The 22,617-nt window shown below is 62.8% G+C and carries 30 protein-coding genes; 18 read left to right on the top strand and 12 right to left on the bottom strand.

Annotated elements, in window-relative coordinates:
• Positions 1–447, top strand: coding sequence for a molybdenum cofactor biosynthesis protein MoaE (locus ACO06J_RS03110; protein WP_421759236.1), 447 nt, complete (start codon positions 1–3; stop codon positions 445–447).
• A gap of 10 nt (positions 448–457) precedes the next feature.
• Here the strand turns inward: ACO06J_RS03110 and ACO06J_RS03105 are convergent, their stop codons facing one another.
• From ACO06J_RS03105 to ACO06J_RS03095, 3 genes are all read right to left on the bottom strand, one after another.
• Positions 458–1,300, bottom strand: a complete 843-nt coding sequence (locus ACO06J_RS03105) for a hypothetical protein (RefSeq protein ID WP_421759235.1) — start codon at positions 1,298–1,300, stop codon at positions 458–460.
• Between the two features lie 5 nt (positions 1,301–1,305).
• Positions 1,306–2,133 (bottom strand): hypothetical protein, encoded by an 828-nt coding sequence (locus ACO06J_RS03100; RefSeq protein ID WP_421759234.1) that lies wholly within the window; start codon positions 2,131–2,133, stop codon positions 1,306–1,308.
• Between the two features lie 133 nt (positions 2,134–2,266).
• Complete coding sequence (locus ACO06J_RS03095; RefSeq protein ID WP_421759233.1) at positions 2,267–3,157, bottom strand: branched-chain amino acid aminotransferase; 891 nt, start codon at positions 3,155–3,157, stop codon at positions 2,267–2,269.
• Positions 3,158–3,296: 139 nt separating this feature from the next.
• On the opposite strand from ACO06J_RS03095, the gene ACO06J_RS03090 reads away from it, so the two are divergent.
• Entirely contained in the window at positions 3,297–3,818 is a 522-nt protein-coding gene (locus ACO06J_RS03090; RefSeq protein ID WP_421759232.1) for a MarR family winged helix-turn-helix transcriptional regulator, read from the top strand.
• A 37-nt stretch (positions 3,819–3,855) separates the two neighbouring features.
• On the opposite strand, the gene proC is transcribed toward ACO06J_RS03090, so the two are convergent.
• From proC to ACO06J_RS03070, 4 genes are all read right to left on the bottom strand, one after another.
• On the bottom strand, positions 3,856–4,674 hold the full coding sequence (proC, locus tag ACO06J_RS03085; protein ID WP_421759231.1) for a pyrroline-5-carboxylate reductase: 819 nt from the start codon (positions 4,672–4,674) through the stop codon (positions 3,856–3,858).
• Positions 4,671–5,174: a YbjN domain-containing protein gene (locus ACO06J_RS03080; protein WP_421759230.1), complete on the bottom strand. Its 504-nt coding sequence runs from the start codon at positions 5,172–5,174 to the stop codon at positions 4,671–4,673. Before ACO06J_RS03080 ends, proC begins: the two co-directional genes overlap by 4 nt.
• 335 nt (positions 5,175–5,509) lie before the next feature.
• On the bottom strand, positions 5,510–6,223 hold the full coding sequence (locus tag ACO06J_RS03075; protein WP_421759229.1) for a metallophosphoesterase family protein: 714 nt from the start codon (positions 6,221–6,223) through the stop codon (positions 5,510–5,512).
• Entirely contained in the window at positions 6,220–6,564 is a 345-nt protein-coding gene (locus ACO06J_RS03070) for an accessory factor UbiK family protein (protein WP_421759228.1), read from the bottom strand. Before ACO06J_RS03070 ends, ACO06J_RS03075 begins: the two co-directional genes overlap by 4 nt.
• 106 nt (positions 6,565–6,670) lie before the next feature.
• On the opposite strand from ACO06J_RS03070, the gene lgt reads away from it, so the two are divergent.
• From lgt to ACO06J_RS02990, 16 genes are all read left to right on the top strand, one after another.
• Entirely contained in the window at positions 6,671–7,486 is an 816-nt protein-coding gene (gene lgt / locus ACO06J_RS03065) for a prolipoprotein diacylglyceryl transferase (RefSeq protein WP_421759227.1), read from the top strand.
• Entirely contained in the window at positions 7,479–8,552 is a 1,074-nt protein-coding gene (locus ACO06J_RS03060) for a class I SAM-dependent methyltransferase (RefSeq protein WP_421759226.1), read from the top strand. The genes lgt and ACO06J_RS03060 overlap by 8 nt, the downstream gene beginning before the upstream one ends.
• Positions 8,553–9,332, top strand: a complete 780-nt coding sequence (gene pgeF, locus ACO06J_RS03055) for a peptidoglycan editing factor PgeF (RefSeq protein WP_421759225.1) — start codon at positions 8,553–8,555, stop codon at positions 9,330–9,332.
• A gap of 139 nt (positions 9,333–9,471) precedes the next feature.
• Positions 9,472–10,404 (top strand): ribose-phosphate pyrophosphokinase, encoded by a 933-nt coding sequence (locus ACO06J_RS03050; RefSeq protein ID WP_421759224.1) that lies wholly within the window; start codon positions 9,472–9,474, stop codon positions 10,402–10,404.
• Between the two features lie 140 nt (positions 10,405–10,544).
• Complete coding sequence (locus tag ACO06J_RS03045; protein WP_421759223.1) at positions 10,545–10,985, top strand: YciI family protein; 441 nt, start codon at positions 10,545–10,547, stop codon at positions 10,983–10,985.
• Between the two features lie 91 nt (positions 10,986–11,076).
• Entirely contained in the window at positions 11,077–11,433 is a 357-nt protein-coding gene (locus ACO06J_RS03040) for a YciI family protein (protein WP_421759222.1), read from the top strand.
• A 78-nt stretch (positions 11,434–11,511) separates the two neighbouring features.
• The gene (locus tag ACO06J_RS03035; protein WP_421759221.1) at positions 11,512–11,853 is read left to right on the top strand and encodes a YciI family protein; all 342 of its coding nucleotides are present in this window, start codon (positions 11,512–11,514) and stop codon (positions 11,851–11,853) included.
• 3 nt (positions 11,854–11,856) lie between these two features.
• Positions 11,857–13,101: an RNA polymerase sigma factor gene (locus ACO06J_RS03030; RefSeq protein ID WP_421759220.1), complete on the top strand. Its 1,245-nt coding sequence runs from the start codon at positions 11,857–11,859 to the stop codon at positions 13,099–13,101.
• Between the two features lie 155 nt (positions 13,102–13,256).
• The gene (locus tag ACO06J_RS03025; protein WP_421759219.1) at positions 13,257–13,985 is read left to right on the top strand and encodes a hypothetical protein; all 729 of its coding nucleotides are present in this window, start codon (positions 13,257–13,259) and stop codon (positions 13,983–13,985) included.
• Between the two features lie 128 nt (positions 13,986–14,113).
• The gene (locus ACO06J_RS03020) at positions 14,114–14,755 is read left to right on the top strand and encodes a 50S ribosomal protein L25/general stress protein Ctc (protein ID WP_421759218.1); all 642 of its coding nucleotides are present in this window, start codon (positions 14,114–14,116) and stop codon (positions 14,753–14,755) included.
• Between the two features lie 78 nt (positions 14,756–14,833).
• The gene (pth, locus tag ACO06J_RS03015) at positions 14,834–15,559 is read left to right on the top strand and encodes an aminoacyl-tRNA hydrolase (protein WP_421759217.1); all 726 of its coding nucleotides are present in this window, start codon (positions 14,834–14,836) and stop codon (positions 15,557–15,559) included.
• A gap of 114 nt (positions 15,560–15,673) precedes the next feature.
• Positions 15,674–16,771, top strand: coding sequence for a redox-regulated ATPase YchF (ychF, locus tag ACO06J_RS03010; RefSeq protein WP_421759216.1), 1,098 nt, complete (start codon positions 15,674–15,676; stop codon positions 16,769–16,771).
• A 106-nt stretch (positions 16,772–16,877) separates the two neighbouring features.
• Positions 16,878–17,297: a hypothetical protein gene (locus ACO06J_RS03005; RefSeq protein ID WP_421759215.1), complete on the top strand. Its 420-nt coding sequence runs from the start codon at positions 16,878–16,880 to the stop codon at positions 17,295–17,297.
• A gap of 45 nt (positions 17,298–17,342) precedes the next feature.
• The gene (locus ACO06J_RS03000; protein ID WP_421759214.1) at positions 17,343–17,867 is read left to right on the top strand and encodes a MaoC family dehydratase; all 525 of its coding nucleotides are present in this window, start codon (positions 17,343–17,345) and stop codon (positions 17,865–17,867) included.
• The gene (locus ACO06J_RS02995) at positions 17,864–18,418 is read left to right on the top strand and encodes a MaoC/PaaZ C-terminal domain-containing protein (protein WP_421759213.1); all 555 of its coding nucleotides are present in this window, start codon (positions 17,864–17,866) and stop codon (positions 18,416–18,418) included. Before ACO06J_RS03000 ends, ACO06J_RS02995 begins: the two co-directional genes overlap by 4 nt.
• 8 nt (positions 18,419–18,426) lie before the next feature.
• Complete coding sequence (locus tag ACO06J_RS02990; protein WP_421759212.1) at positions 18,427–18,786, top strand: hypothetical protein; 360 nt, start codon at positions 18,427–18,429, stop codon at positions 18,784–18,786.
• A gap of 29 nt (positions 18,787–18,815) precedes the next feature.
• On the opposite strand, the gene ACO06J_RS02985 is transcribed toward ACO06J_RS02990, so the two are convergent.
• The 5 genes from ACO06J_RS02985 to petA form a co-directional block, all read right to left on the bottom strand.
• Positions 18,816–19,346 (bottom strand): adenine phosphoribosyltransferase, encoded by a 531-nt coding sequence (locus tag ACO06J_RS02985; RefSeq protein ID WP_421759211.1) that lies wholly within the window; start codon positions 19,344–19,346, stop codon positions 18,816–18,818.
• Between the two features lie 105 nt (positions 19,347–19,451).
• The gene (locus ACO06J_RS02980) at positions 19,452–19,655 is read right to left on the bottom strand and encodes a hypothetical protein (protein WP_421759210.1); all 204 of its coding nucleotides are present in this window, start codon (positions 19,653–19,655) and stop codon (positions 19,452–19,454) included.
• 134 nt (positions 19,656–19,789) lie between these two features.
• On the bottom strand, positions 19,790–20,662 hold the full coding sequence (locus ACO06J_RS02975) for a cytochrome c1 (RefSeq protein WP_421759209.1): 873 nt from the start codon (positions 20,660–20,662) through the stop codon (positions 19,790–19,792).
• Between the two features lie 14 nt (positions 20,663–20,676).
• On the bottom strand, positions 20,677–21,981 hold the full coding sequence (locus tag ACO06J_RS02970) for a cytochrome b (protein ID WP_421759208.1): 1,305 nt from the start codon (positions 21,979–21,981) through the stop codon (positions 20,677–20,679).
• A gap of 12 nt (positions 21,982–21,993) precedes the next feature.
• Complete coding sequence (gene petA, locus ACO06J_RS02965; RefSeq protein ID WP_421759207.1) at positions 21,994–22,536, bottom strand: ubiquinol-cytochrome c reductase iron-sulfur subunit; 543 nt, start codon at positions 22,534–22,536, stop codon at positions 21,994–21,996.
• Positions 22,537–22,617: the final 81 nt, after the last annotated feature.

Here is a 22,617-nt window from a genome sequence, read left to right as displayed (position 1 = left end):
ATGTCTGTCCGCCTCATCGAGGCCCCATTCGACCCCGGCGGCGAGAGCAACGCGTTCCTTGCAACCAGCGCCGGGGCTGGCGCAGCGGTGACCTTCACCGGCCTCGTCCGCTCCCGCCCCGAAGACCCAGTCTCGATCCTCACGCTGGAATGCTACCCCGAACTCGCTGAGGCCCAGATCGGCAAAGCGATCGCCGAAGCCGTCACCCGCTTCGGCCTGATCAAAGCCACGGTCATCCACCGCTTCGGCCCACTTTCCCCTGGTGATCCGATCGTCCAGGTCATGACCCTCGCGCCACACCGCCAGGCGGCCTTCTTGGGCGCCGAGTTCCTGATGGACTACCTCAAGACCGACGCCCCCTTCTGGAAAAAAGAAGCCACCCCAACCGGCGACCGCTGGGTCGACGCCAAAGCCCACGACGACACCGCCCGCCGCCGCTGGGACTAGCTAGCTCAGATCAGGTGTCGAGCACCCGTTCCAGGTACATTCGGATGTCGCGTTTCGAGAACTGCTCGTAACCGCGCTGCTCCAACTCTTTACGCGCGGCTTCATTGCCGACAAGGTCGACAATTCCCTGCACCAGTTCCTTGTCCGGCAATCCAGCGATGCCGGCCCTTATGTCATCCTCGATCACCGTGTCGTCGTCGAGGACCGAGGCTACGGCCTTTCGATTGGCCATCAGGTACGATGCGCGCACAACCTCGAACACTTTCGCACTTGTAAAATAAGATCGATTGGCGACCACCTTGCTACGTGCGATCAACTCGTCTCGGGCCGCGCCGTAGAGGCCGGCAACGAACACTACCGAAAGCCCGGCATGTGACAGACGGTCGAATAGTATCAACCGGTCACTATTGGGCATTCCGTAGATAAGCACGTCGATTTCTTGTTCAACCGGTCGATTTATCCGTTCAAGAACCGGCGCATACCCCACGGGCACCAGCCTTGGCGTAAATGCAGCATCAAAGGTCTCCCAGAACTCGCTGTTAAAAGGGCTGTAGTCCCAGATCTGGAAGGTCTTGGCGCAAAAATCCATCGTGCCATAGAGCTTACGCGCGCCACGCAACTGCTCGAGATTGTAGACTACGCTGTCTGCCGGCAATTGCTCCAACGCCTCGATCGGCATCAGGTAGCTGCCAAATGCGATGTTTATGGCGCCCGGTTCAATGCGGTTCACCGCACGGGTGACCTGATGCCCCAGACTCGTCAAGCCCCACTCAAGTGTGTCTATAAGTTCGTTGTACCCACTGAGCATATGGACCGTCGGATCGCCGATGAAGTGCAGCAAATGGAACCGCATGGAACTCACCCACCAAGCGCAGCGGTGAGCGCCGGCCGCGCATCGTGCTGGCGGAACAAGGCGAAGGCGCGCTCCTCCAAAGACCGACGTGCCGCAATATTGGCCACCAGATGCTGCACAGCCCCAAGGACGTGCTCTTCTTCAACCTCGATTACTGCATCCCGAAGAGACTGGGTTGTGCGGCTGCCACGCACCAAGGTGCTCACCACCGCCTTGCTATTGGCAAGCGGCAAGCTGAACCGCACCGAAGGTGCAGCGTGAGACCGGTCGTCAACGATCGCTAGCACAACCTTGGAACGAGATATCAATTCGTCCCTCAACGCTCCGAACAGCCCATGCGCGAACACGCATCGGCTTTTGTACATGACAAGCGTCTGGAACAATTTCAGCCGCAGGGTCGTTGGCGCGCCAACCAATACCGCGTCTATGTCCTGCTCCTTTGGCTGTACCAGGCGCCGCAGGACGGGGGCATACCCAAGCGGAACGAACCGCACCCCGGGAATGGCCGCCGCTCCGTCCGCTTCGCAATCCCAAAGTTCGAATCGTCCGGAAAGTGTCGAGTACAAAGATCGCAATGCGTCGTGATTTGGGCCTGTGATCCGGCCTAGATTGTAAAACACCGTGTCTGGCCGCAGCTTCGGGTAGAACTGTTGCGGAATGAGGTGCCCACCAAACAGGATTGTTCGCCTGTCGGGGCTCAGCTTGTTGAACCCATAGGTCACATCATGCCCCAGATCCTGCAACGCCCATTGGATCGCTCCAATCGCGTCACGGTAGCCGTGCATCCAGTTGGTCTTTGCCCCTTCCGTGAGGTGCGCTAGATGCAATTTCAAGATTCATTGCCTTATCTGACCGGGCGCTGGCCTAGGAGAAAAGTGAACCCCACGATCTAGCGTCGCGGTAACCGAAGCAAAAGCATACGGGCCGCTGAAGCGACCCGTATTATATCGGAATTGCCCCTAAGGCTTACTCAGCAGCAACCTTCTTTGGCGTCACAGCTTCCGTATACGCATTGATCAGCGTCGTGCAGGCCTTGGCCGGCTTGAACGTGAACTCGCTCACCTGTGACACGGGCGTCAATTCGGCGGCCGTACCCGTCAGGAAGCACTCGTCGAACTTCGACAGCTCTTCCGGCTTGATGTGCCGCTCGATGACCTTGTAGCCATTCTCCTTGGCCAGCCCGATCGCTGTCTGCCGGGTGATGCCATTGAGGAAGCAATCCGGCGTCGGCGTGTGGATCTCGTCGCCCTTGACGAAGAACACGTTGGCACCGGTCGCCTCGGCCACATAGCCGCGATAGTCGAGCATCAGCGCATCGGCAAAGCCGTTCGCCATCGCTGCGTCTTTCGACAGCGTGCAGATCATGTAGAGGCCGGCTGCCTTGGCCGTGCACGGGATTGTTTCCGGGCTCGGGCGCTTCCATTTGCTCCACTCGAGCCGGATGCCCTTGAGCTTTTCCTCAACCGAGAAGTAGCTGGGCCAGACCCACGACGCGATCGCGAGATGTACCTTGTTGTTGCGGCCGGGAACCGAAAGTTCCTCCGAGCCGCGCCACGCCACCGGACGCATATACGCATCGACCAGGTTGTTCTTCGCCAGCACCTGCCGGCAGGCCTCGTCGATCTCATCGGCCGAATAGGGAATGGTGAAATCGAGCGTCTGGCCGCTCTGGATCAGCCGGTTCGTATGCTCGCGCAACTTGAACACTTCGCCGCCATAGGCGCGCTGGCCCTCGAACACACAGCTGGCATAGTGCAGCCCGTGCGTAAGCACGTGAATCTTGGCATCTCCCCAAGGGACCATCTGACCATCAAACCAGATCCAGCCCTCGCGCTGGTCCATCGGCACGCCTGCCATAGCTATTCTCCCACTCCTTCGGTGCAGTCCCTAACCGGACCCGCATGTTGTTTGGCTGCAATCCTGCCCCACCCACTTGCCCTTGGCAAACTGGATTGGCTTTGTGATAAGGCAAAGAGGCGATTGCGATGAGGTGACAATGCCATCGGGCAAAATAAATGTCAACAAGGCTGACATAAATTTGGCGCCGGCCACACAGCCGGAGCTTCCGCTCGATGTGATGGGGCTGTTCTTCTTTGCCTATCGCGATTTCGTCGGCGACGCCGACCACATGCTTGAAAAGCAGGGCTTTGGCCGCGCCCATCACCGGGTGCTCTACTTCGTCAACCTGCGCCCCGGCATGCCCGTCGCCGATCTGCTCGATATCCTCAAGATCACCAAGCAGAGCCTCGCGCGCGTCCTGCGCCAGCTCGTCGACAACGGCTATGTCGAGCAAAAGACAGGTGAAACAGACCGCCGCCAGCGGCTGCTCTATGCCACCGCCAAGGGCCGCGAGCTGTTCGAGACGCTGTCCTCGACCCAGACCAGCCGCATCGCCGCCGCCATGCAGGCGCTTCCCGCCGAAGGCAAGCGCACCGTGCTGCAGTTCTTCGTCGGCATGGTGGAACCGGAAGACCGTGGGCTGCTCGACCAGCTCAAGCTGACCGAAGACCTGAAGTAAGGAGACGAAATGTCGGCCTTTGAGCCTCGGCGAGTCGCTAGCCGCGTCCCAGTTCTTCAGAGCGCCGTCGTGCCGCCTCGACGGCCTTATCCATCAACGGCGCGAGCCCATCCGGCGCCATCAGCACCGCCAATGCCTCGGCCGTCGTGCCCTTCGGCGAAGTCACATTGATCCGCAATTGCGATGCTGATGTCTCAGGCTCAGCGTCCATCAATGCCGCTGCGCCCGTGACCGTCGCCCGTGCCAGTTGCATCGCCTGGTCGGGGCCAAATCCCTGCCGCTCTGCCGCCGCCGCCAGCGCCTCGACCATGTAAAACACATAGGCCGGCCCGGATCCGGATACTGCCGTGACCCCGTCGATGCTGGCTTCGTTCTCGAACCACAGCACCTGCCCCGCCGCTTGCAGCAGTGAGTCGGCTGTTTGCCGATCCTCGGCGGTGATCGACAACCCGACCGCCCCGCTGATGCCACGGCCAATCTGCGCCGGCGTATTGGGCATGGTGCGGATGACGCGCTTGGTCCCCAGTGCTGCGGCAATCCCATCGAGCGAAATACCCGCCGCGATTGAAATCACCAGCGTGTAGGCGCCAACGATGGGCTGGATGTCCGCCATCACGTCGTAGATCACCTGCGGCTTGACCGCCAGGACGAGCACATGCGTCAAGACGCCAAGCGGGCTGCTCAGCAGCCGCACGCCATGGGTGTCGGCAAACTCCCGCGCGTAATCTGAGGGGATGGGGTCACACAACACCAGCCTGTCCGCCGGCAGACCGCCCGCAATCCAGCCGCGCGCCAACGCCAGCCCCATCTTGCCGGCCCCGACCAGAACGACGGGGCCGATATCTTTGAGTGTCAAGCTTCGCCTACCGTCTCGAACATTACCTGGCTGAGCGCGTCTGCCGCGTTCTTTCCAGCCCATATCACGAACTGGAACGCCTGGTAGTACAGATCGCAGCTGTCCGTCGCCGAGCGCAGCAGCGCCTCGCATTGCTGCGGCGTCACCTCGGCCCCTCCGCTCAGGAGATGTGAATTGCGGAACAGCACCACGCCTTCGCCATTCCACATGTCGAAATGGCCGATCCAGAGCTGCTCATTGATCAGCGCGATCAGCTGCTTGACCTCGGCGCGCCGCATTTCCGGCACGCGGAGATCGAACGCCGCCGCGATATGGAGCGACTCAAGGTCCTCCATCCAGTTGAACGACACATGGTAGTCGGACCAGTTGCCGCGCACCGAAATGGAAATCTCGTCGGCATCCTGCCGCTCGAAGTTCCAGTCATTGATAGATGCAATGTGCTCGATGATGTCCACCGGATGCACGCTGCGATCGGGTTCGATTTCGAGGAGAAGTGGCATTGGTTTAGCGTCCCATTGGGCGATGCGTTTGAAGGCTTGCCGGTCAGACCCGGCACTTACGCGGTATTCGAAGAACTGGCCGCACGCGGAAGAGCCTACGAATCGTCCTATGGGGGCAAACTACACGGGGGTTTCGATTCCGGGCATTCGGCCACCACAGCCTTCCAAGGCTTTCTTCTGTGGATGATCCGGCGGGAAGGGTTAACAGACCCTTAACTGGCCGAGTCTGTCCCCAGCCCTGTTGGCAGATTTTGGCACAGGCGGCGCTGCCCGACTCGCGCTATGCTGCGCCGCGCCGTGTGACGAAACTGTCGCATGATCAGCAGCACCAGCGTTCAGAGACCGCGTGGACTGATCCAGCCCCCGGAAATCGCTTCGGCCCAGTTGTCGTAGCCCTTGTCCCGGGCCTGCTTCGCCGCAAGTTCGTGATCATATGGAATGGCCCGCAACTGCGTGCTCCACCGCCCGCCCCGCTTCTCAATAATCGCGTACCTCGCGTCCGGCGAGCCGATCTCGAACGGCAGCCCGACGCTTCCCGGATTGACCACAAGCCGCCCATCCTTGAGCCGCACGCTGCGCGGCACGTGCGTGTGCCCGCATAGCAGCACAGGGTAATCGAACCCCGCGGCGTGGCCCTCGATAGTCGATGGCGGGAGCAACGTCACCGTTTCGCCAACAAACCCATCGAGCCAGCCCGTATTGTCGTCGAGCGGCGTGCCGTGGCTGAGGAGGATTTGCCCGTCCAGCACTTCAGTCGCTGGCAAAGCCGCCAGCCACGCATGCTGTACGGCGTTCAGCGTGTCCCGGGCCAGCGCATCGATGTGCCAGTCCTTCTCGCGCCCATCCGTGATGTAACGGTCGTGGTTGCCGCGCACCGAGGGCAGGCCCAACCCGATGAATCGATCCGCCACCCCTGCCGGGTCGAACGGCCCGCTGACGAAATCGCCCAGCGCGACGGTCGCATCGACACCCTCACGGGCGATGTCGTCGAGCACCGCCTCGAGCGCCAGCAGGTTCCCGTGAGCGTCAGAGAGGACCGCGACCTTCACTTGGCCGTAGCGCGCGGCTTGCTGACCTTGGGCTTGGCCTTTGCCCCCACCGGAGCGGAGGTCGTCCGCGGCTTCGGCGCCGCAGCAGCAGCCGCTTTCGGCTTGCCGCCCTTCAACTCAGCCACTTCAGCCTTCAGCGCCTTCAACTCGCTGCTGTGCGCCTGCACCAGTTCGCGCAGCGCGTCATAGTCCTCGCGCTTGACCAGATCCATGTCGGCAATCAGCCGCTCAAGCTGCGATTTGACCGCCGTCTCGATCTCGCGGCGCACGCCGTCTGCAACGCCGGCGGCATTGTTCATCAGCTTGCCCAGTTCGTCGAATATCTTGTTGCCCTGGCTCATCGCGTCCTCGTTTCGATCATCTATGCCGATATTTAGGCTCCGGGCAGCGCCTTGACCAGAGCCCGCCGGAGGCTAAAAGGTCTCACCTCACTCCGTGGAGCGCCGCGTGCCCTTTCCCGACATCAACCCGATCGCCTTCGAAGTCGGCCCGTTCGTCGTCCGCTGGTACGCCCTCGCCTACCTCGGCGGCGTCCTGCTCGGGGCCGCCTATGGCGCAACCCTGTTGGCGCGCCATGGCCTCTGGAAAGACAACCGCCCGCCGTTTGAGCCCGGCGCCATTTGGGATTTTGCTTTCTGGGCCGTGATCGGCATCGTCGTCGGCGGCCGGGTCGGCTACGTGCTGTTTTACAACCTGCCCTACTATGCCACGCACCCCGCCGACATCATCGCGGTCTGGGATGGCGGCATGAGCTTTCACGGCGGCCTCGTCGGCATCATGGCCGCCATGGGGCTCTTTACCCGCTTCAAGGGCGGCCGCATCCTCTCCTCGATGGACCTCTTGGGCGCCATCGGCACCATCGGCCTGTTCCTCGGCCGCATCGCCAATTTCATCAATGCCGAACTCTACGGCGCGCCGACCACCCTCCCCTGGGGCGTCGTCTTCCCCACCGATCCGGATGGCCTGCCGCGCCACCCCAGCCAGATTTATGAAGCCGCGCTCGAAGGCATCCTGCTCTTTGTCATCGTCCGCATCGCCACCCACCGCTTCAGCGCCCTGCGCAAGCCCGGCCTCGTCGCTGGCATCTTCGGCGTCGGCTATGCGCTCTCCCGCATCTTCGTCGAGTTCTTTCGCCTGCCCGACATCCAGCTCGGCTACCTCCTTGGCACCGGCTGGCTCACCATGGGCATGGTGCTGAGCCTCCCCATCCTCGCAGCCGGCATCGCCCTCATCATCTACGCCGAGAGAACCAGCCGTGTCTGACGCCCCCTCCCTCAGCGACCTGATCGACCTGCAGATCCGCGCCAACGGCCCGATTTCGCTTGCCACCTATATGGGTCTCGCGCTGACCCATCCGCGCGCCGGCTACTACACCGGCACCGATCCGCTTGGCGCCAAGGGCGATTTCATCACCGCGCCGGAGATCAGCCAGATGTTCGGCGAGTTCATCGGCTTTTACATCGTCAACCTCTGGCAGCAGTTGGGCGAGCCCAAGAGCTTCACCCTCCTCGAACTCGGCCCCGGCCGTGGCACCCTCATGCAGGACGCCCTGCGCGTTGCTGCCAAGGCGGAAGGCTTCATCGACGCGCTGCATCTGCAGCTCTTCGAAACCAACCCCGCGCTCAAGGCCCAGCAGGCCGAGCGGCTTGGCCAATTCAATCCCTATTGGGCCACCGAGATCGACGCCGTCGCCGAAGACCCGCTCTTTGTCGTCGCCAACGAGTTCTTCGACGCCCTGCCCATCCGCCAGTTCGTCAAGGGCACGAACGGCTGGCACGAACGTCTGATAGGCCTCCGCGATGGCAAGCGCGCCTTCGGCCTCTCCCCCACCCCGATCCCGGAAGCCGCCCTTCCCCCGGCCCTCCACGATTCTCCCGAAGGTGCCGTCTACGAAGTCAGCCTCGCCAGCGCCGATGCCATGCAACGCCTCGGCAAGCGGATCTCTGAGCTCGGCGGCGGCCTCCTCGCCATCGATTACGGCTACGCTGAGACCCAGGCCGGCGAGACGCTGCAGGCTATCCGCCGCCACGCCTTTGCCGATCCCCTGGAAACGCCTGGCGAGATCGACCTCTCCGCCCATGTCGATTTCGGCGCCCTCGCCACTGTCGCGACGGGTCTCGGCCTCAAACCCGCCCTCACCACCCAGCGCGATTTCCTCGCCCGCCTCGGCATCGTCGAGCGCGCCTCGGCTCTAGCCAAAGCCAATCCCGCGCAGGTCGATACCATTGCGGCCGCCCTGCGCCGGCTCACGGACGTCAGCGAAATGGGCACCCTGTTCAAGGTCTTTGCCGCCACGAGCGGTGAACTCGAACCCATCGGATTTGCGTGAATGACCATCCCGTTCGAAACCAGCCGCCCCCTCGAACGCCTGTCAGGCGTCCGCCACGGCTTTTTCGGCCGGCGCGGCGGCGTCTCGACGGGCCCGGTCTTTTCCTCACTGAACGTGTCTGAATCCTCCGGCGACCAGTTGAATCATGTTGCGGAGAACCGCACGCAAGCCGCTGGTATCCTTGGCTTTTCGCCCGACGCTCTGGTCACCATGAAGCAGGTGCATTCGGTCACCGTCCTTGAAGTTACCCGCCAGCCCGCTCCGGGCGAACGTCCCGAAGCCGATGCCTTTGTCACCAATGTTCGCGGGCTCGCCCTCGGCATCCTCACGGCCGATTGCACCCCGATCCTCTTTGCCGACCATGAAGCGGGCGTCATCGGCGCCGCGCATGCCGGCTGGAAAGGCGCCACCGGCGGCATCGCTGAAGCCACGGTGGCCGCTATGGTCGATCTCGGCGCCCGCCCCGAGCGCATCATCGCCGCCATCGGCCCCACCATTTCTGCTGCCAATTATGAGGTCGGCCCGGAATTCACCGCCGACCTGTTGCGCGCCCACCCCGATGCCGCCAATCGCGTCACCCGCCCCGACGGTGCCCGCGAACATTTCGATCTTCCCGGCTTCGTCTTCGACCACCTGATGAACGCCGGCGTCGGCATTGTCGATGACCTCGGCCTCTGCACCTATGCCGAGCCCAAGAAGTACTTCTCCCATCGCTTCGCCACCCATCATGGCACCACAACCGGACGCCAGATCAGCATCATTGGCCTCGGCGGCCTCTGAGCCCCGCCCGGCGCACACCAGACCTTCGATTTTCATTCACGATTCCGCCACAAGGCGCATTGCCTCAATCGATGCGGAACGTTACACAGCGCCCATCTGGAGCTGCCGCAGTTTGTGTGGCCTACTCGGAGCGCGCCCCGTGAAACTCGTCACCGGCAATTCCAACCGCGCGCTGGCAGAAGCCGTCGCCGGTTATCTCGAGCTTCCCCTCACAGACTGCACCGTCAAGCGCTTCGCCGATAAGGAAATCTTCGTCGAAATCCATGAGAACGTCCGCGGCGAGGATGTCTTCATCCTGCAGTCGACTTCGTTCCCGGTAAACGACAACCTGATGGAGCTGCTCATCCTCACCGATGCGCTCCGCCGCTCCTCCGCCCGCCGCATCACCGCCGTTCTCCCCTATTTCGGCTACGCCAGGCAGGACCGCAAATCGGCGTCACGCACCCCGATCTCGGCCAAGCTGGTCGCCAACCTGATCACCGAAGCCGGCGTCAACCGCGTCGTCACGCTCGATCTCCACGCCGCTCAGATCCAGGGCTTCTTCGATATCCCGACCGATAATCTCTATGGCGCGCCCGTCATGGTCCGCGACATCCAGAAGCACTACGACACCAGCAAGCTGATGATCGTCTCCCCCGATGTCGGCGGCGTGGCCCGCGCCCGTGCCACCGCGCAGCGCATCGGCGCCGATCTCGCCATCGTCGACAAGCGCCGTCCGCGCGCCGGTGTCTCTGAAGTCATGAACATCATCGGCGATGTCTCCGGCCACGCCTGCGTGCTCATCGACGACATCGTCGATTCGGGCGGCACCCTGGTCAACGCCGCCGAAGCCCTGTTGAAGGCCGGCGCCACCGAGGTCTCCGCCTACATCACCCATGGCGTCCTTTCAGAAGGCGCCGCCGAGCGCATTGCCGCCAGCAAGCTCAAGGAGCTGGTGATCACCGACTCGATCACCGCCACCGACGCAACCCGCGCGGCAAAGAACATCCGCACCGTCTCCATCGCCCCCCTGATCGGTGAAGCCATCGCCCGCACCGCCAGCGAGCAGAGCGTCTCTAGCCTACTCGACTAACCACAGGCCTCTCGGATCCTCCCCTGTTCGCATAAACGGGGTAGGGGGACCGGCAAAGCCGGTGGAGGGCGCGCGCCCACGCGCCGGTTCAAAAATCCCACCATCCCTGTCGAAATCGCGCCCCCTCGCCCGACATTGCCATGACGGGCTATGTTGCCTGCAGCCACGAGGACACTGCGATGAAGTACATGCTGATGCTCTACGCCGAGGAAAAAGTCGGCCTCGCCATTCCACCCGAGCAGATGTCAAAAGTCATGGAAACCATGGGCGCCTACCAGGCCGCGCTCGAAAAGGCTGGCGCCTTCATCATGACCTCCCCGCTCGCCCGCACCTCCGACGCCCGCACGCTCCGCATGGCCGGCGGCGAGGTGGTCTACCGCCCCGAGGGCGCGAAGGTCTTCGTCACCGAAGGAGGTGAACTCCAGGTTCATGATGGCCCCTACGCCGATACCCGCGAGCAGTTCGGCGGCTTTTATATGATCGAAGCCCGCGACATAGACGAGGCGCTCGCCTGGGCCGCAAAATGCCCTGCCGCCCAGTGGGGCGCGATCGAAGTCCGCGCCATGATGGCGGGCTATTGAGAATTATCGCGTTTCCAGTCGAAATGCCGATCGCCTGCCCGACATTGCAGCACGGGAGCATTGGCCCCGGCACAAAAGAGAGGACTTCCCCATGCGCTACATGCTGCTGATCCACGGCAACGAAACCTTGATGAACGCCGCCACCCCGGTCGGCGACACCGGAATGAGCCCGGACTACGCCGCCTATAACGAGGCCATGGCCAAGGCCGGCATCATGCTGGGCGGCGAACGGCTGCGCCCCACCACCACTGCGGCCAGCGTCCGCATCGTCGATGGCAAGACCGAAGTCCTCGACGGCCCCTACGCCGAAACCAAGGAACAGTTCGGCGGCTACTACATGATCGACGTGCCCGACATGGAACAAGCGGTCGCCTGGGCCGCCCGCTGCCCAGCTGCCCAATACGGCACCGTCGAGGTCCGCCCGATCTGGCCCACGCGCGGCGCATAAAAAAAGTCGAAAACGGAAAGCGCCCCACGTCATTGTTGGCCGGGCAACTGGTTCCGGCCAACCAAGGAGACCCCTTTCATGCGCTACATGCTGCTCATCCACCACGACGAAGCCGCCCTCGCCGCCGCCCCGCAATCCGAACTCTGGGCCGAATACGGCGCTTTCAACGCCGCGCTCGCCAAGGCCGGCGCCTCGAGCGGCGAACGCCTTCTACCCAGTTCAGCCGCCACCACCGTGCGCGTCTCCGGTGGCAAGACCGCCGTCCTCGACGGCCCCTATGCCGAAACCAAGGAGCAGTTCGCCGGCTACTTCTTCGTCGAAGCCGCCGATCTCGATGAAGCCATCGCCTGGGCCGGGCGCTGCCCGAGCGCCAAGTACGGCTCCATCGAAATCCGGCCCGTCGCACCGGCGGGTAAGTAACTCTTGTCTCCCGACGAGGCGCGCCGCACTGCAGAACAGGTCGCTCGCAACAGCTACGGCCGCCTCGTCGCCTTCCTTGCCGCCCGCACCCGTGATGTAGCGGGCGCCGAGGATGCCCTCGCCGAAGCCTTCGCGGCCGCGCTGCGGCTCTGGCCCGAGACGAGCGTGCCCGACAATCCTGACGCGTGGCTGCTCACCGTGGCACGCCGCCGTCAGACCGACGCGCTGCGCCGCCGCGTGACGCGCCGCACCGGCGAGGAGCATCTGCAACTCATGGCTGAAGAAATCGAAGCTGCCGCGAGCACCCCCGAAGACATACCCGATCGGCGCCTCGCGCTGATGTTCGCCTGCGCGCACCCCGCCATCGAAAAGGGTATGCGCGCGCCGCTGATCCTCCAGACCATCCTCGGCCTCAATGCCATCGACATCGCGTCGGCCTTCCTGATCCCGCCCGCCACGATGGGCCAACGCCTCGTCCGCGCCAAAACCCGCATACGCGACGCCGGCATCCCCTTCCGCGTGCCCGAAAAAACCGAACTCCCCGAGCGCCTCGATGCGGTACTTGAGGCCATCTACGCCGCCTACTCCAAGGGCTGGGGCGAGATCGGCGACACTGGCACCCCGGAGCTCGCAACCGAAGCCATCTGGCTCGGCCGCCTCGTCGTCGCGCTCCTGCCCGATGAGCCCGAAGCCAAGGGCATGTTGGCCCTCATGTACTACGCCGAGTCCCGCCGCCCCGCCCGCCGGACGGCCGAAGGCGCCTACATCGCGCTTGAAGCCCAGGACACCGGCCTCTGGGACAGCGCCCAGATCACCCTCGCCGAAACCCTCCTGAGCGAGGCCAATGCCGGCGGCCCCAGCGGGCGCTATCAGATCGAGGCCGCCATCCAGTCCGCCCACGTCGCTCGTCGACGCTTCAACCTCGACAACTGGACCGCGATCGTCGCGCTCTACGACCACCTGCTGGTCCTGACCGGCTCCCCCGTCGTCGCCCTCAACCGCGCCACCGCGCTTGCCGAAACAAAGGGGCCAGAGGCAGCTCTCGCCGCACTCGACGCCATCGCCCACGACAAGCGCCTGGCCCAATACCAGCCCTACTGGGCCGCTCGCGGCCATCTCCTCGCCCGCGCCGGTCGTGCAGCAGAAGCCGACGCAGCCTACGAACTCGCCATCGGCCTCTCAAGCGATCCCGCGGTAGAGGCCTATCTGCAGCGGCAGCGCCACGCCCTGCCCCAAACCCGGCACTAGCCCTCAACGCATTTGTCACGTCGGGATTTTCCCCGACTCCAAACCGTCCCCCGATAGCGCCATGCTCCCCCGACTGAACCGCAGCATTGGGGGCAAAGATGCGGATGATGGCGACTGTGGTGACTTCAATGTTGGTGCTGAGCGGGTGCTCCTCCATGCCGAAAGGCCTGCCGGCGGTCCCGGTGAATGTGGGCGAAGTCTTGACAACGCTCCACTGTGAACTCGCTTCGATCTATGACACCGCATCGGCCGCGCGGCTGTTCAAGGACTGGACGGCCGGCGCTCAACTCAACCTGAAAGTGTCCGATCTCGCCTCGTCGACCCCCGGGCTTACTTTCAAGCCCAAGGTCTCGCCCGCCAAATTGACTCTGCCCGGCTCAGCCACCTTCAACAACACCGGCAGCCAAGAGTTGCAGGTTCGCGATCAGATCGTCATGGCCGATCTGGATCCTGCAACGCCAACGGGTGCCAAGACGCTGGAGCGCTGCCCCGCGATCTCGAAATCCGGCAAGAGCCTTGGCCTCGGGAACACCCTTCGGCAAATGGCAATTGCAGCCGACACGGGCGGTGCAGGAACCATCTCCCTCGACAAGACCAGCATGACGATCAAGTTCACGGTCACGCGGGCTGTAGATGGCGGCCTGTCTTTCGAGAGCACTTACGTCAATGCATCTGTCTCGGCGAGTAAAGTCAGCAACACCCTCGAAAACACCATCGTCGTGGCTTTCGAGCGCACCAGACCTGCGGTGTCGCCGTTGCTCGGATTATCGCCACAGGAGTACGTTGGGGCGAGTTTGGACGCAAAGCTCGACAAGCTCACCGAGGATGACGACAAGGACACCACCATCACCTTGGCACCGGGACAGACGATCACCATCGAATAGCCTCCCCTTGCCCGTCCCCGCCCTTTCCTCTATAGCCACGCGCCATGAAGTACCCGTCACCCCTGGAGGACGGGTGCGTGAGCTTTGCGAGACGCATGGTTCACACCAACCCATGAATGGAACATTCAATGGCTACTGTTGCTAAAGAGCTCAAGGCTCAGGCGCGGAGCGGGGTGGGCAAGGGGGCCGCTCGTGCACTGCGTCGTGAGGGGCTCATTCCTGCCGTCATCTACGGTGACAAGAAGTCCCCGCTTCCGATCAGCATTTCCTACAACGAAGCCATGAAGCGCATCTACGCTGGCGGCTTTCTCTCGCACATCATCACCCTCGACGTTGATGGCGAAATGCACCGCGTCATTCCGCGCGACTACCAGCTCGATGTCGTCAAGGACAAGGCGCTGCACGTCGATTTCCTGCGCGTCGGCAAGGGCACCAAGCTCAATGTCCAGGTGCATGTGAAGTTCGTCAACGACGACCAGTCCCCGGGCATCAAGCGCGGTGGCGTGCTCAACATCGTTCACCACACGCTCGATCTGACGGTTGACGCCGACAATATCCCCGAGGAGATCATCGTTGATCTCGCCGGCCTCGATATCGGCGACATCATCCATATCTCGGCGATCACCCTGCCCGCAGGCGTCTCCGATCACAGCCACGAAAGCGATGTAACCATCGCTTCGATCGTGTCGCCGGCAGGCCTCAAGTCTGAAGAAGACACCGGCCCCGCCGAAACCGCTCCCGCAGCGGCTGCTCCGGCCGCCAAGGCCTAAGCACTCGTTCGACGCCGATCGATCATCTATGCTGCGAGGCGACCCCCGGGTCGCCTCGTTCGTTTCGGAGACTGCCCGATGCATCTTATCGTCGGCCTCGGCAATCCCGGGGACAAATACCGCAACAACCGGCACAACATCGGCTTCCTCGCAGTCGATGCAATCGCCAGTCGCCACGGTTTCCCCGGCTACCGCGAAAAGTACCAGGGCCTGATCTCCGAAGGCACCATTGGTGGCGAAAGGGCCCTGATCCTAAAGCCTCAGACCTTCATGAATTCGTCAGGCGACAGCGTCCAGAAGGTCGCGAGCTTCTATAAGCTCGGCCCCTCGGACATCACCGTCATCTACGACGAGCTCGATCTCGCCCCCGGCAAGTCGCGCATCAAGGTCGGCGGTGGCAATGGCGGCCACAATGGCCTGCGCTCCATCGATCCGCAGATCGGCACCGCCTATCGCCGCATCCGGCTCGGCATCGGCCACCCCGGTCACAAGGATGCCGTGATGCCCTGGGTGCTGGGCGATTTCTCGAAGGCCGATCAGGTCTGGCTTGGCCCGCTCCTCGACGCTCTGGCCGACAACGCCGGGATGATCCTCAGCAACGACGACAACGGGCTGATGAACAAGCTGGCACTCGCCGTTCAGGGCGATGGCGCCGCCCGTCCCCAGCGCCCGCCAACCGCCGACCCGACCCGCCCCAAGGCGCAGAGCCACATCCGCGCTGCACGGGACACTACACCGCAGGCAAAGCCGCCAGAGACCGGCCCAATGGCCGACATGCTGAAAAAGCTCTTCGGCAAAGAATAGCTCGGGCCTGCCAGAAGCCTCGACATCAGCATTTCTGGCACCTCGTCTGCACGAAACGATTGACTTAGGCGCCCCACCGCACGATGTGAGGGCCAACATATTCCGGAGACTGTCATGGGCCTGAAAATGGGCATTGTCGGCCTGCCCAACGTCGGCAAGTCGACTCTCTTCAACGCGCTCACCCGCACCGCTGCCGCGCAGGCTGCGAACTTCCCGTTCTGCACCATTGAGCCCAACGTGGGCGAAGTCGCCGTGCCCGACGCCCGGCTAGCCAAGCTCGCCGCCATCGGCAAGTCGATCAATATCCTGCCTGCCAAGATGAGCTTTGTGGATATCGCCGGCCTCGTCAAAGGCGCCAGCAAGGGCGAAGGCCTCGGCAACCAGTTCCTTGCCAACATCCGCGAGTGCGACGCCATTGCCTATGTGATCCGCTGCTTTGAGGATCCCAACGTCATTCACGTCAACAACAAGGTCGATCCCCTCGCCGACGCCGAAGTCGTCGAGACCGAGCTGATGCTGGCCGATCTCGAAAGCCTAGAAAAGCGCCGCAACGGCGTCGAAAAAAAAGCCAAGGGCGGCGACAAGGATGCAAAGCTCGTCCTCGAGTTGATCGACCGTGCGCTGGTTCTCCTGCGCGACGGCAAATCGGCCCGCCTCGTGGTCCGCTCCGCCGATGAGGAGAAGGCTTTCGGCGAGTTGCAGTTGCTCACCGCCAAGCCCGCCCTCTATGTCTGCAACGTCGATGAAGGCTCTGCCGCCACCGGCAATGCCATGACCAAGCTGGTCGAAGATTACGCCAAGCAGCACAACGCCGCCGTCGTCGTGATCTCCGCCGAAATCGAGAGCCAGCTGGCCCAGTTGCCCGATGCCGAGCAGTCCGAGTTCCTCGAAACGCTTGGCCTCCATGAGCCGGGGTTGAATCGTCTGATCAGGGAAGCCTACCAACTGCTTGGCCTGCAGACCTATTTCACCGTCGGCCCGAAAGAGACGCGCGCCTGGACCATCCACAAGGGCGATCGCGCTCCGCAGGCCGCCGGCGTCATCCACACCGATTTCGAGCGCGGCTTCATCCGCGCCCAGACCATCGGCTTTGAAGATTTCGTCACCCTCGGCGGCGAAGTCGCCGCCAAGGAAGCCGGCAAGGCGCGCGACGAAGGCAAAGAATACGTCGTCAAGGATGGTGACGTGATGCTGTTCAAGTTCAACACCTGAGTCGGCTCGCCTGCCGAGCCGAAACGCGATCCAATTCATCGCTGGCTACTCGCCCAGCATTGTTTTTCATTTCTTGCTCTCCCAACCAATTGTCGCGCGGCTCACAATGACCAACCTGTTTGCCTCCTGGTGGACTGCTACTACGGGCTATCTCAGCGCCTCAATCAGCGTGTTCACCGGTGTCGTCCACCCGGTCTCGCTGCTGGCAACGCTCGGCATGCTCTGCCTCCTTGTCGGGCTCGCCTTGGTCATCCGCTGGCGTGAGCCGAAGGCCATCAATATGCTGGTCCCGGTGGCCATGGCATCGCTCACCCCTGTCGTACTCGGCCTCGCAAATGCCGTTCTGAGCTGGGTCGGCGTGGCCTTCTCACTGTTTGCGGGCACCGTAGTGCTCGTGCTCTTGATCGCGCTCACAGCCCGTGATGCGACCCGTCGGTTACCCATCTGGCTGATCGGCGTGTTCGCCTTGACCTACGCAGCTTTCTCAGCCCTCCTCGCAATTGCCGAGATCATCGCCACGGCCTGAAATCCACGGCCTTAACTTCGTCGCCGCATCGCGCTATCAAGCCCCATGCCAACCTTCACACCCTCCCCGCGCCGCACGTTCGAAGATCTGACGGTGGGCGAGACCGTCACACTTGGACAAACCACCGTGACACGCGAGAGCATTCTCGCGTTCGCCACCGAGTTTGATCCCCTGCCCTTCCACCTCGACGAAGCAGCCGCCAAGGCCTCGCTTCTCGGTGGCCTCGCCGCCAGTGGCTGGCAGACCGCGGCGCTCTCCCAACGCCTGCTTCACGACGGCCTGCTGACAAACCTGGCGGCTGTAGGGGTCGTCGAAGTTCGGGATCTCAAGTGGTCCCGCCCCGTTCTTGTCGGCGACACCATCTCCGGCACCGCTACGGTGGCACGTCTCGACATCTCCACCACCCCTCCGGCCTGTGGCGTCGTCACCATTAAGCTGGCGATCGTGAACCAGCGCAACGAACCCGTCATGCGCCTCAAGCTCACCAACCTCGTCGAAACGCGCTCGATCCCCACGCCACAGCAGCCCTACGACGTCGAGCGCACTCCCGGCGGGAGCACTGCCCCGTGACCCGCTGGTTCGAAGACATCGCCATCGACGAGCCCTACCCCCTCGGAACCCACACCTTCACCGAAGCCGAAATCATCGCCTTCTCCCGAGCGTATGATCCGCAACCCGTGCATATGGAGACGGGCGGCTCTCATGGTCCGCATGGAGGCCTCGTGGCGTCGGGATGGCATGTCGCCAGCGTGTGTCACCGCCACATGGTCGATGCTCTCGCTGCGGAGGAACAGCGCCTCCTCGCGCTCGGCCAGCAGCCCGGCGTCTCAGGTCCCTCCCCTGGCGTCAACCGCATGGCATTCCTCGTCCCGGTGCGCCCAGGCGATGCTGTCACCTTCACGCTGCGCGTCAGCGCCAAGCGTGCCTCCAACTCCCTTCCCGGCTGGGGCATCCTCACCAACCAGCTCGATGGCGTGAACCAGCGCGGCGAAACGGTGTATACCGGCGAGGTCGTCGGGTTTTCGAAGCTCCGCGACTACCGGATGCCGGCGCAGCTGCGGCTGCTAATGGCGTTGACCAAGCTCCCCGGATTGGGGAAGTTGCTGAGGAAATGGAACTGAGTCACGCCATGCGCACTGCCCTAGCCCTCACCACCCTCCTGCTATTGGCGGCGCCGACCGCCGCGCAGTCGCTCACCGGCACCGGGGTAGAAGGCAACTGGGGCTGCCGCGCGAACATCGACGGCACGCGCGCCGGCCTTCTCACCATCTATGCCGGCAGCTATGGCTACGCCTCCGCCAACTACGGCAGCGCCGCCTCAGGCAGCGGCAACGCCGAAATGGCCAGCAACGGCGTCACCTTCCTTGACGGGAACCTGCCGACCAACGCCGGCATCATAAACGGTATCCTGAGCTTTGACGCCGAAGGCAAGGACACACTGGTGCTCAACACCATCGAAAAAGGCGTCCTCACCTGCACGCCTCGCTGATCGAGAGTGGGGTGTGGCGCTAAGACGGCTCAGTGCCCCTCGAAGTCGATCAGCTTGAAGACCTTCACGTCCATGGCGCGCAGCTTCTCGGCGCCGCTCAGGTCGAACAGGTCGATCACGAACCCCGCATGACCCACCTGCGCCCCGGTACGCCGTAGCAACGACACAGCAGCCACTGCCGTACCACCCGTGGCGATGAGATCGTCCACCATCAGCACCTTGTGCCGGCTGTCGATAACGTCGGCATGGATCTCGATCGTGTCGACGCCGTACTCGAGCGCATAGTTCTGGCCAATAGTCTCGCCTGGCAATTTGCCCTTCTTGCGTACGGGAACGAACCCCACACCCAGCGCAATCGCCACCCCTGCCCCGAAGATGAAGCCGCGTGCCTCGATCCCAGCGACATGGGTGATTCCCAACCCGCGATGCGCTGCAGCAATGCGCTCCACGCTCTCACGAAACCCATCGGGATTCTCGATCAGCGTGGTGATATCCCGAAACAGGATGCCCTTTTTGGGATAGTCGGGTATGGCGCGAACAAGCGATTTGAGGTCGAGCATAGGACGGAACCGGTCTTGGAAAACGAACGAGACCTCGTTGCTAGCACAACACCAGCTCGCCGCGAAGCGGGCAGCGGGCGCTGCCCCTGGCAACTATCGCGAGGCTCAGCGCCGCTGCGCGCTATCCACGATCCTGCGAGCGACAACACCCGCACCATGCGCTCCAGCCAGCACGGCGTCCCGCGCCTTGGTCTTGACCTCCGGCGTCAGCAGCACCGGCGCCAGGGCCAGCCCTGCCTGAAACGCCGGGTGCAGCACCACGGTACGGGCGATCGTCGCGGCGGTGACGGCAATACGGATGATTGACATCGATCAGTTCCTCGAACGTCGCCCCAATATCTGGCCCTCAAGACCTCAGTACAAGTCTTCTGGTGCAAAATTGCGGCGCCAAAGACAAAGGGCCCCTTGGGGCCCTTTGCAATCTCATTGATCGCGCGTTGGACTCAGTGCGCGACGTTCGCCCAGATCTTACGCTTGACCATGTACATGATGCCGGCAAACACGATGAGGAACAGCAGGACACGGAAACCAGATTCCTTGCGGTCCACGAGGTGCGGCTCCGCCACCCACATCAGGAATGCCGAGACGTCACGAGCATACTGGTCCGCGGTCTGCGGAACGGCCACGCCACCTTCGGCTTCGCCATAAGTCACGGCGCCATCGGTGAGCGGAGGCGGCATGCCGATCGCGTGGCCGGGGAAGTACTCGTTGAAGTACTTGCCCTCGGGGAGCGAGAACGGGGTGCCGTCCGAGTTCTTCAGCCCTTCCGGGATGGTCTCTTCATAGCCAGTCAGCAGCGCGTGAATATAGTCCGGGCCACCTTCCGCATAAGCGGAGAAGTAGTTGAGGATCCACCAGGGGAACGGCTGCGTGGTGCCGCGCGCCTTGGCGATCACCGAGAAGTCCGGCGGCACGAGACCGAAGGACGCCTTGAGGTCGGCGTCGCTTTGGCCAGTACCCGGCCAGCGATCAGCGGCAACGCCAGGGCGCTTCCCGCCGTCGACGGAATCATCTGCCACTTCATAAGTCGCAGCGAGAGCCTTGACCTGAGCTTCCGAAAACTCCGGACCGCCTGGCTCCTGAAGGTTACGGAAGGACAACAGCCGAGCCGAGTGGCAAGCAGAGCAAACTTCCTTGAAAACCTGGAAGCCCCGCTGCAACTGGTTCTTGTCGTAAGTGCCGAAGATCCCACCGAACGTCCAGGACTGCTTGGCAATCTCTGGGGTGGAATGTTCCTGCGCCGACGCCGGAGCGGCTGCCACGACCATCAGGACGGTCATGGCCAGAGCGCCGATAATGCTTTTGGTCTTGATCATTGCGGCCCCGGGCATCAGTGCGAGTTTGCAGCCGCGGCAGGGATAGCCCCGCTCGTGGCCGGCGACGTCTTGAGAACAGCTTCCGAGATCGACGCCGGCAGGGGCCGGGGCGTCTCGAAGCGACCAAGAAGCGGCAGGATGACGATAAAGTAGACGAAGTAGTATGCCGTGCAGAGCTTGGAGAAGTCCGACACCGCAATGCCGATCACCTTGGCATCCGCCGGTGCCGAGCCGAGATAGGCCAGCATGACGAAGTTGATCACAAACAGCCAGTAGAACCACTTGAACACCGGGCGGAACGTACCCGAGCGCACCTTGGAGGTATCCAGCCACGGCACGAAGAACAGCACCACGATAGCGCCAGCAAAGAAGATCACGCCGCCGAGCTTGCTGTCGATGAACAGGATGTTGAAATCGATGGCGCGCAGGATCGCGTAGAACGGCAGGAAGTACCACTCCGGCACGATATGCGCTGGCGTCACCTGGCTGTTCGCCATCACGTAGTTGTCGGGGTGACCCAGGATATCGGGGATGAAGAACACGAACCACGCAAACGGGATCATGAACAGCACGATGCCGTAGAGATCCTTCATCGTGTAGTACGGGTGGAACGGCACGGTATCGCGGCTCGACTTCACATCAACGCCAAGCGGGTTGTTGTTGCCGGGAATGTGCAGCGCCCAGATGTGGAGCGCCACCACTGCCGCGATGACGAAGGGCAGCAGGTAGTGCAGCGAAAAGAACCGGTTCAGCGTCGCATTGTCGACCGCGAAACCGCCGCGCAGCAGTTCGAGGATCGGCTGACCCAGCACTGGGATGGCGCCGATGATGTTGGTGATCACGGTCGCGGCCCAGAAGCTCATCTGGCCCCACGGCAGAACGTAGCCCATGAAGGCTGTCGTCACCATCAGCACAAAGATCAGCACGCCGAGGATCCACAGCAGCTCGCGCGGCTTCTTGTACGAGCCGAAGAACAGCCCGCGGAACATGTGGATATAGACCGCCGCAAAGAACATCGAGGCGCCCACCGCGTGGACGGCCTGCAGAATTCGTCCCCCGTTCACGTCGCGCTTGATGTGCTCGACGGAGTCGAACGCCATCCCGACATTGGGGGTGTAGTGCATCGCAAGCACGATACCGGTGATGATCTGGATCACCAGCATAACTGCAAGAATACCGCCGAAGGTCCACCAGTAGTTGAGGTTCTTCGGGGTCGGGTAGTCCATCAGGTGCTCTTTTGAGAACCTGATGATCGGCAGGCGATCGTCGATCCACTTCTCGACGACGTTACCGGGGACGTAGCTGGATTCGTGAGCCATTTGCGGTCCCCCTTAGCCGATCTGCACAAGCGTGTCGGAAACGAAATCATACGGCGGCAGCACCAGGTTCTTCGGCGCCGGGCCTTTGCGGATACGGCCGGCCGTGTCGTAGACCGAGCCATGGCACGGGCAGAACCAGCCATTGTACTCACCTGATTCGCCCACCGGGATGCATCCGAGATGCGTGCAGTTGGCGATCATGATCAGCCACTGCTCGTGACCAGACTTGGTGCGCTGCTCGTCCGTCTCAGGGTCCTTGAGATCGGAAAGCGCGACCGCCTTTGCCTCGTCGATTTCCTTCTGGGTGCGATGGCGCACGAACACCGGCAGGCCGCGCCACTTGATGGTGACCGACTGGCCCTCCTCAATTCCGACCAGATTGAACTCGATGCTTGCCAATGCCAGCACCGAAGCGTCTGGATTCAACTGGTTGATCAGCGGCCAAACGGCCCCTGCGACGCCGACAGCGCCGACGGCGCCTGCCGCGATGTAAAGGAAATCGCGCCGCCCCGAACTGGGTGCGTCCTGATGTGCCGGAGTGGTTTGCGTGGCCAAGGTTAGCTTCCGTCTGTTGTGCCCTGATCAGCGCCGCATGCAACCGGGCGCTGGCAGGCAGCATAGCCGGAGCACGCCCTT

The organism is Devosia sp. (assembly GCF_965229025.1).
Classification (GTDB): domain Bacteria; phylum Pseudomonadota; class Alphaproteobacteria; order Rhizobiales; family Devosiaceae; genus Devosia_A.
This window is presented reverse-complemented; position numbering and strand designations above follow the sequence as displayed.

What these genes read in the sequence shown, in the direction of transcription:
- ACO06J_RS03110 (WP_421759236.1), top strand. Translation starts at nt 1, where the DNA reads ATGTCTGTCCGCCTCATCGAGGCCCCATTCGACCCCGGCGGCGAGAGC.
- ACO06J_RS03105 (WP_421759235.1), bottom strand. Translation starts at nt 1,300, where the DNA reads ATGCGGTTCCATTTGCTGCACTTCATCGGCGATCCGACGGTCCATATG.
- ACO06J_RS03095 (WP_421759233.1), bottom strand. Translation starts at nt 3,157, where the DNA reads ATGGCAGGCGTGCCGATGGACCAGCGCGAGGGCTGGATCTGGTTTGAT.
- ACO06J_RS03090 (WP_421759232.1), top strand. Translation starts at nt 3,297, where the DNA reads ATGCCATCGGGCAAAATAAATGTCAACAAGGCTGACATAAATTTGGCG.
- ACO06J_RS03080 (WP_421759230.1), bottom strand. Translation starts at nt 5,174, where the DNA reads ATGCCACTTCTCCTCGAAATCGAACCCGATCGCAGCGTGCATCCGGTG.
- ACO06J_RS03070 (WP_421759228.1), bottom strand. Translation starts at nt 6,564, where the DNA reads ATGAGCCAGGGCAACAAGATATTCGACGAACTGGGCAAGCTGATGAAC.
- pgeF (WP_421759225.1), top strand. Translation starts at nt 8,553, where the DNA reads ATGACCATCCCGTTCGAAACCAGCCGCCCCCTCGAACGCCTGTCAGGC.
- ACO06J_RS03045 (WP_421759223.1), top strand. Translation starts at nt 10,545, where the DNA reads ATGACGGGCTATGTTGCCTGCAGCCACGAGGACACTGCGATGAAGTAC.
- ACO06J_RS03040 (WP_421759222.1), top strand. Translation starts at nt 11,077, where the DNA reads ATGCGCTACATGCTGCTGATCCACGGCAACGAAACCTTGATGAACGCC.
- ACO06J_RS03035 (WP_421759221.1), top strand. Translation starts at nt 11,512, where the DNA reads ATGCGCTACATGCTGCTCATCCACCACGACGAAGCCGCCCTCGCCGCC.
- ACO06J_RS03025 (WP_421759219.1), top strand. Translation starts at nt 13,257, where the DNA reads ATGCCGAAAGGCCTGCCGGCGGTCCCGGTGAATGTGGGCGAAGTCTTG.
- ACO06J_RS03020 (WP_421759218.1), top strand. Translation starts at nt 14,114, where the DNA reads ATGGCTACTGTTGCTAAAGAGCTCAAGGCTCAGGCGCGGAGCGGGGTG.
- pth (WP_421759217.1), top strand. Translation starts at nt 14,834, where the DNA reads ATGCATCTTATCGTCGGCCTCGGCAATCCCGGGGACAAATACCGCAAC.
- ychF (WP_421759216.1), top strand. Translation starts at nt 15,674, where the DNA reads ATGGGCCTGAAAATGGGCATTGTCGGCCTGCCCAACGTCGGCAAGTCG.
- ACO06J_RS03005 (WP_421759215.1), top strand. Translation starts at nt 16,878, where the DNA reads ATGACCAACCTGTTTGCCTCCTGGTGGACTGCTACTACGGGCTATCTC.
- ACO06J_RS03000 (WP_421759214.1), top strand. Translation starts at nt 17,343, where the DNA reads ATGCCAACCTTCACACCCTCCCCGCGCCGCACGTTCGAAGATCTGACG.
- ACO06J_RS02990 (WP_421759212.1), top strand. Translation starts at nt 18,427, where the DNA reads ATGCGCACTGCCCTAGCCCTCACCACCCTCCTGCTATTGGCGGCGCCG.
- ACO06J_RS02985 (WP_421759211.1), bottom strand. Translation starts at nt 19,346, where the DNA reads ATGCTCGACCTCAAATCGCTTGTTCGCGCCATACCCGACTATCCCAAA.
- ACO06J_RS02980 (WP_421759210.1), bottom strand. Translation starts at nt 19,655, where the DNA reads ATGTCAATCATCCGTATTGCCGTCACCGCCGCGACGATCGCCCGTACC.
- ACO06J_RS02975 (WP_421759209.1), bottom strand. Translation starts at nt 20,662, where the DNA reads ATGATCAAGACCAAAAGCATTATCGGCGCTCTGGCCATGACCGTCCTG.
- ACO06J_RS02970 (WP_421759208.1), bottom strand. Translation starts at nt 21,981, where the DNA reads ATGGCTCACGAATCCAGCTACGTCCCCGGTAACGTCGTCGAGAAGTGG.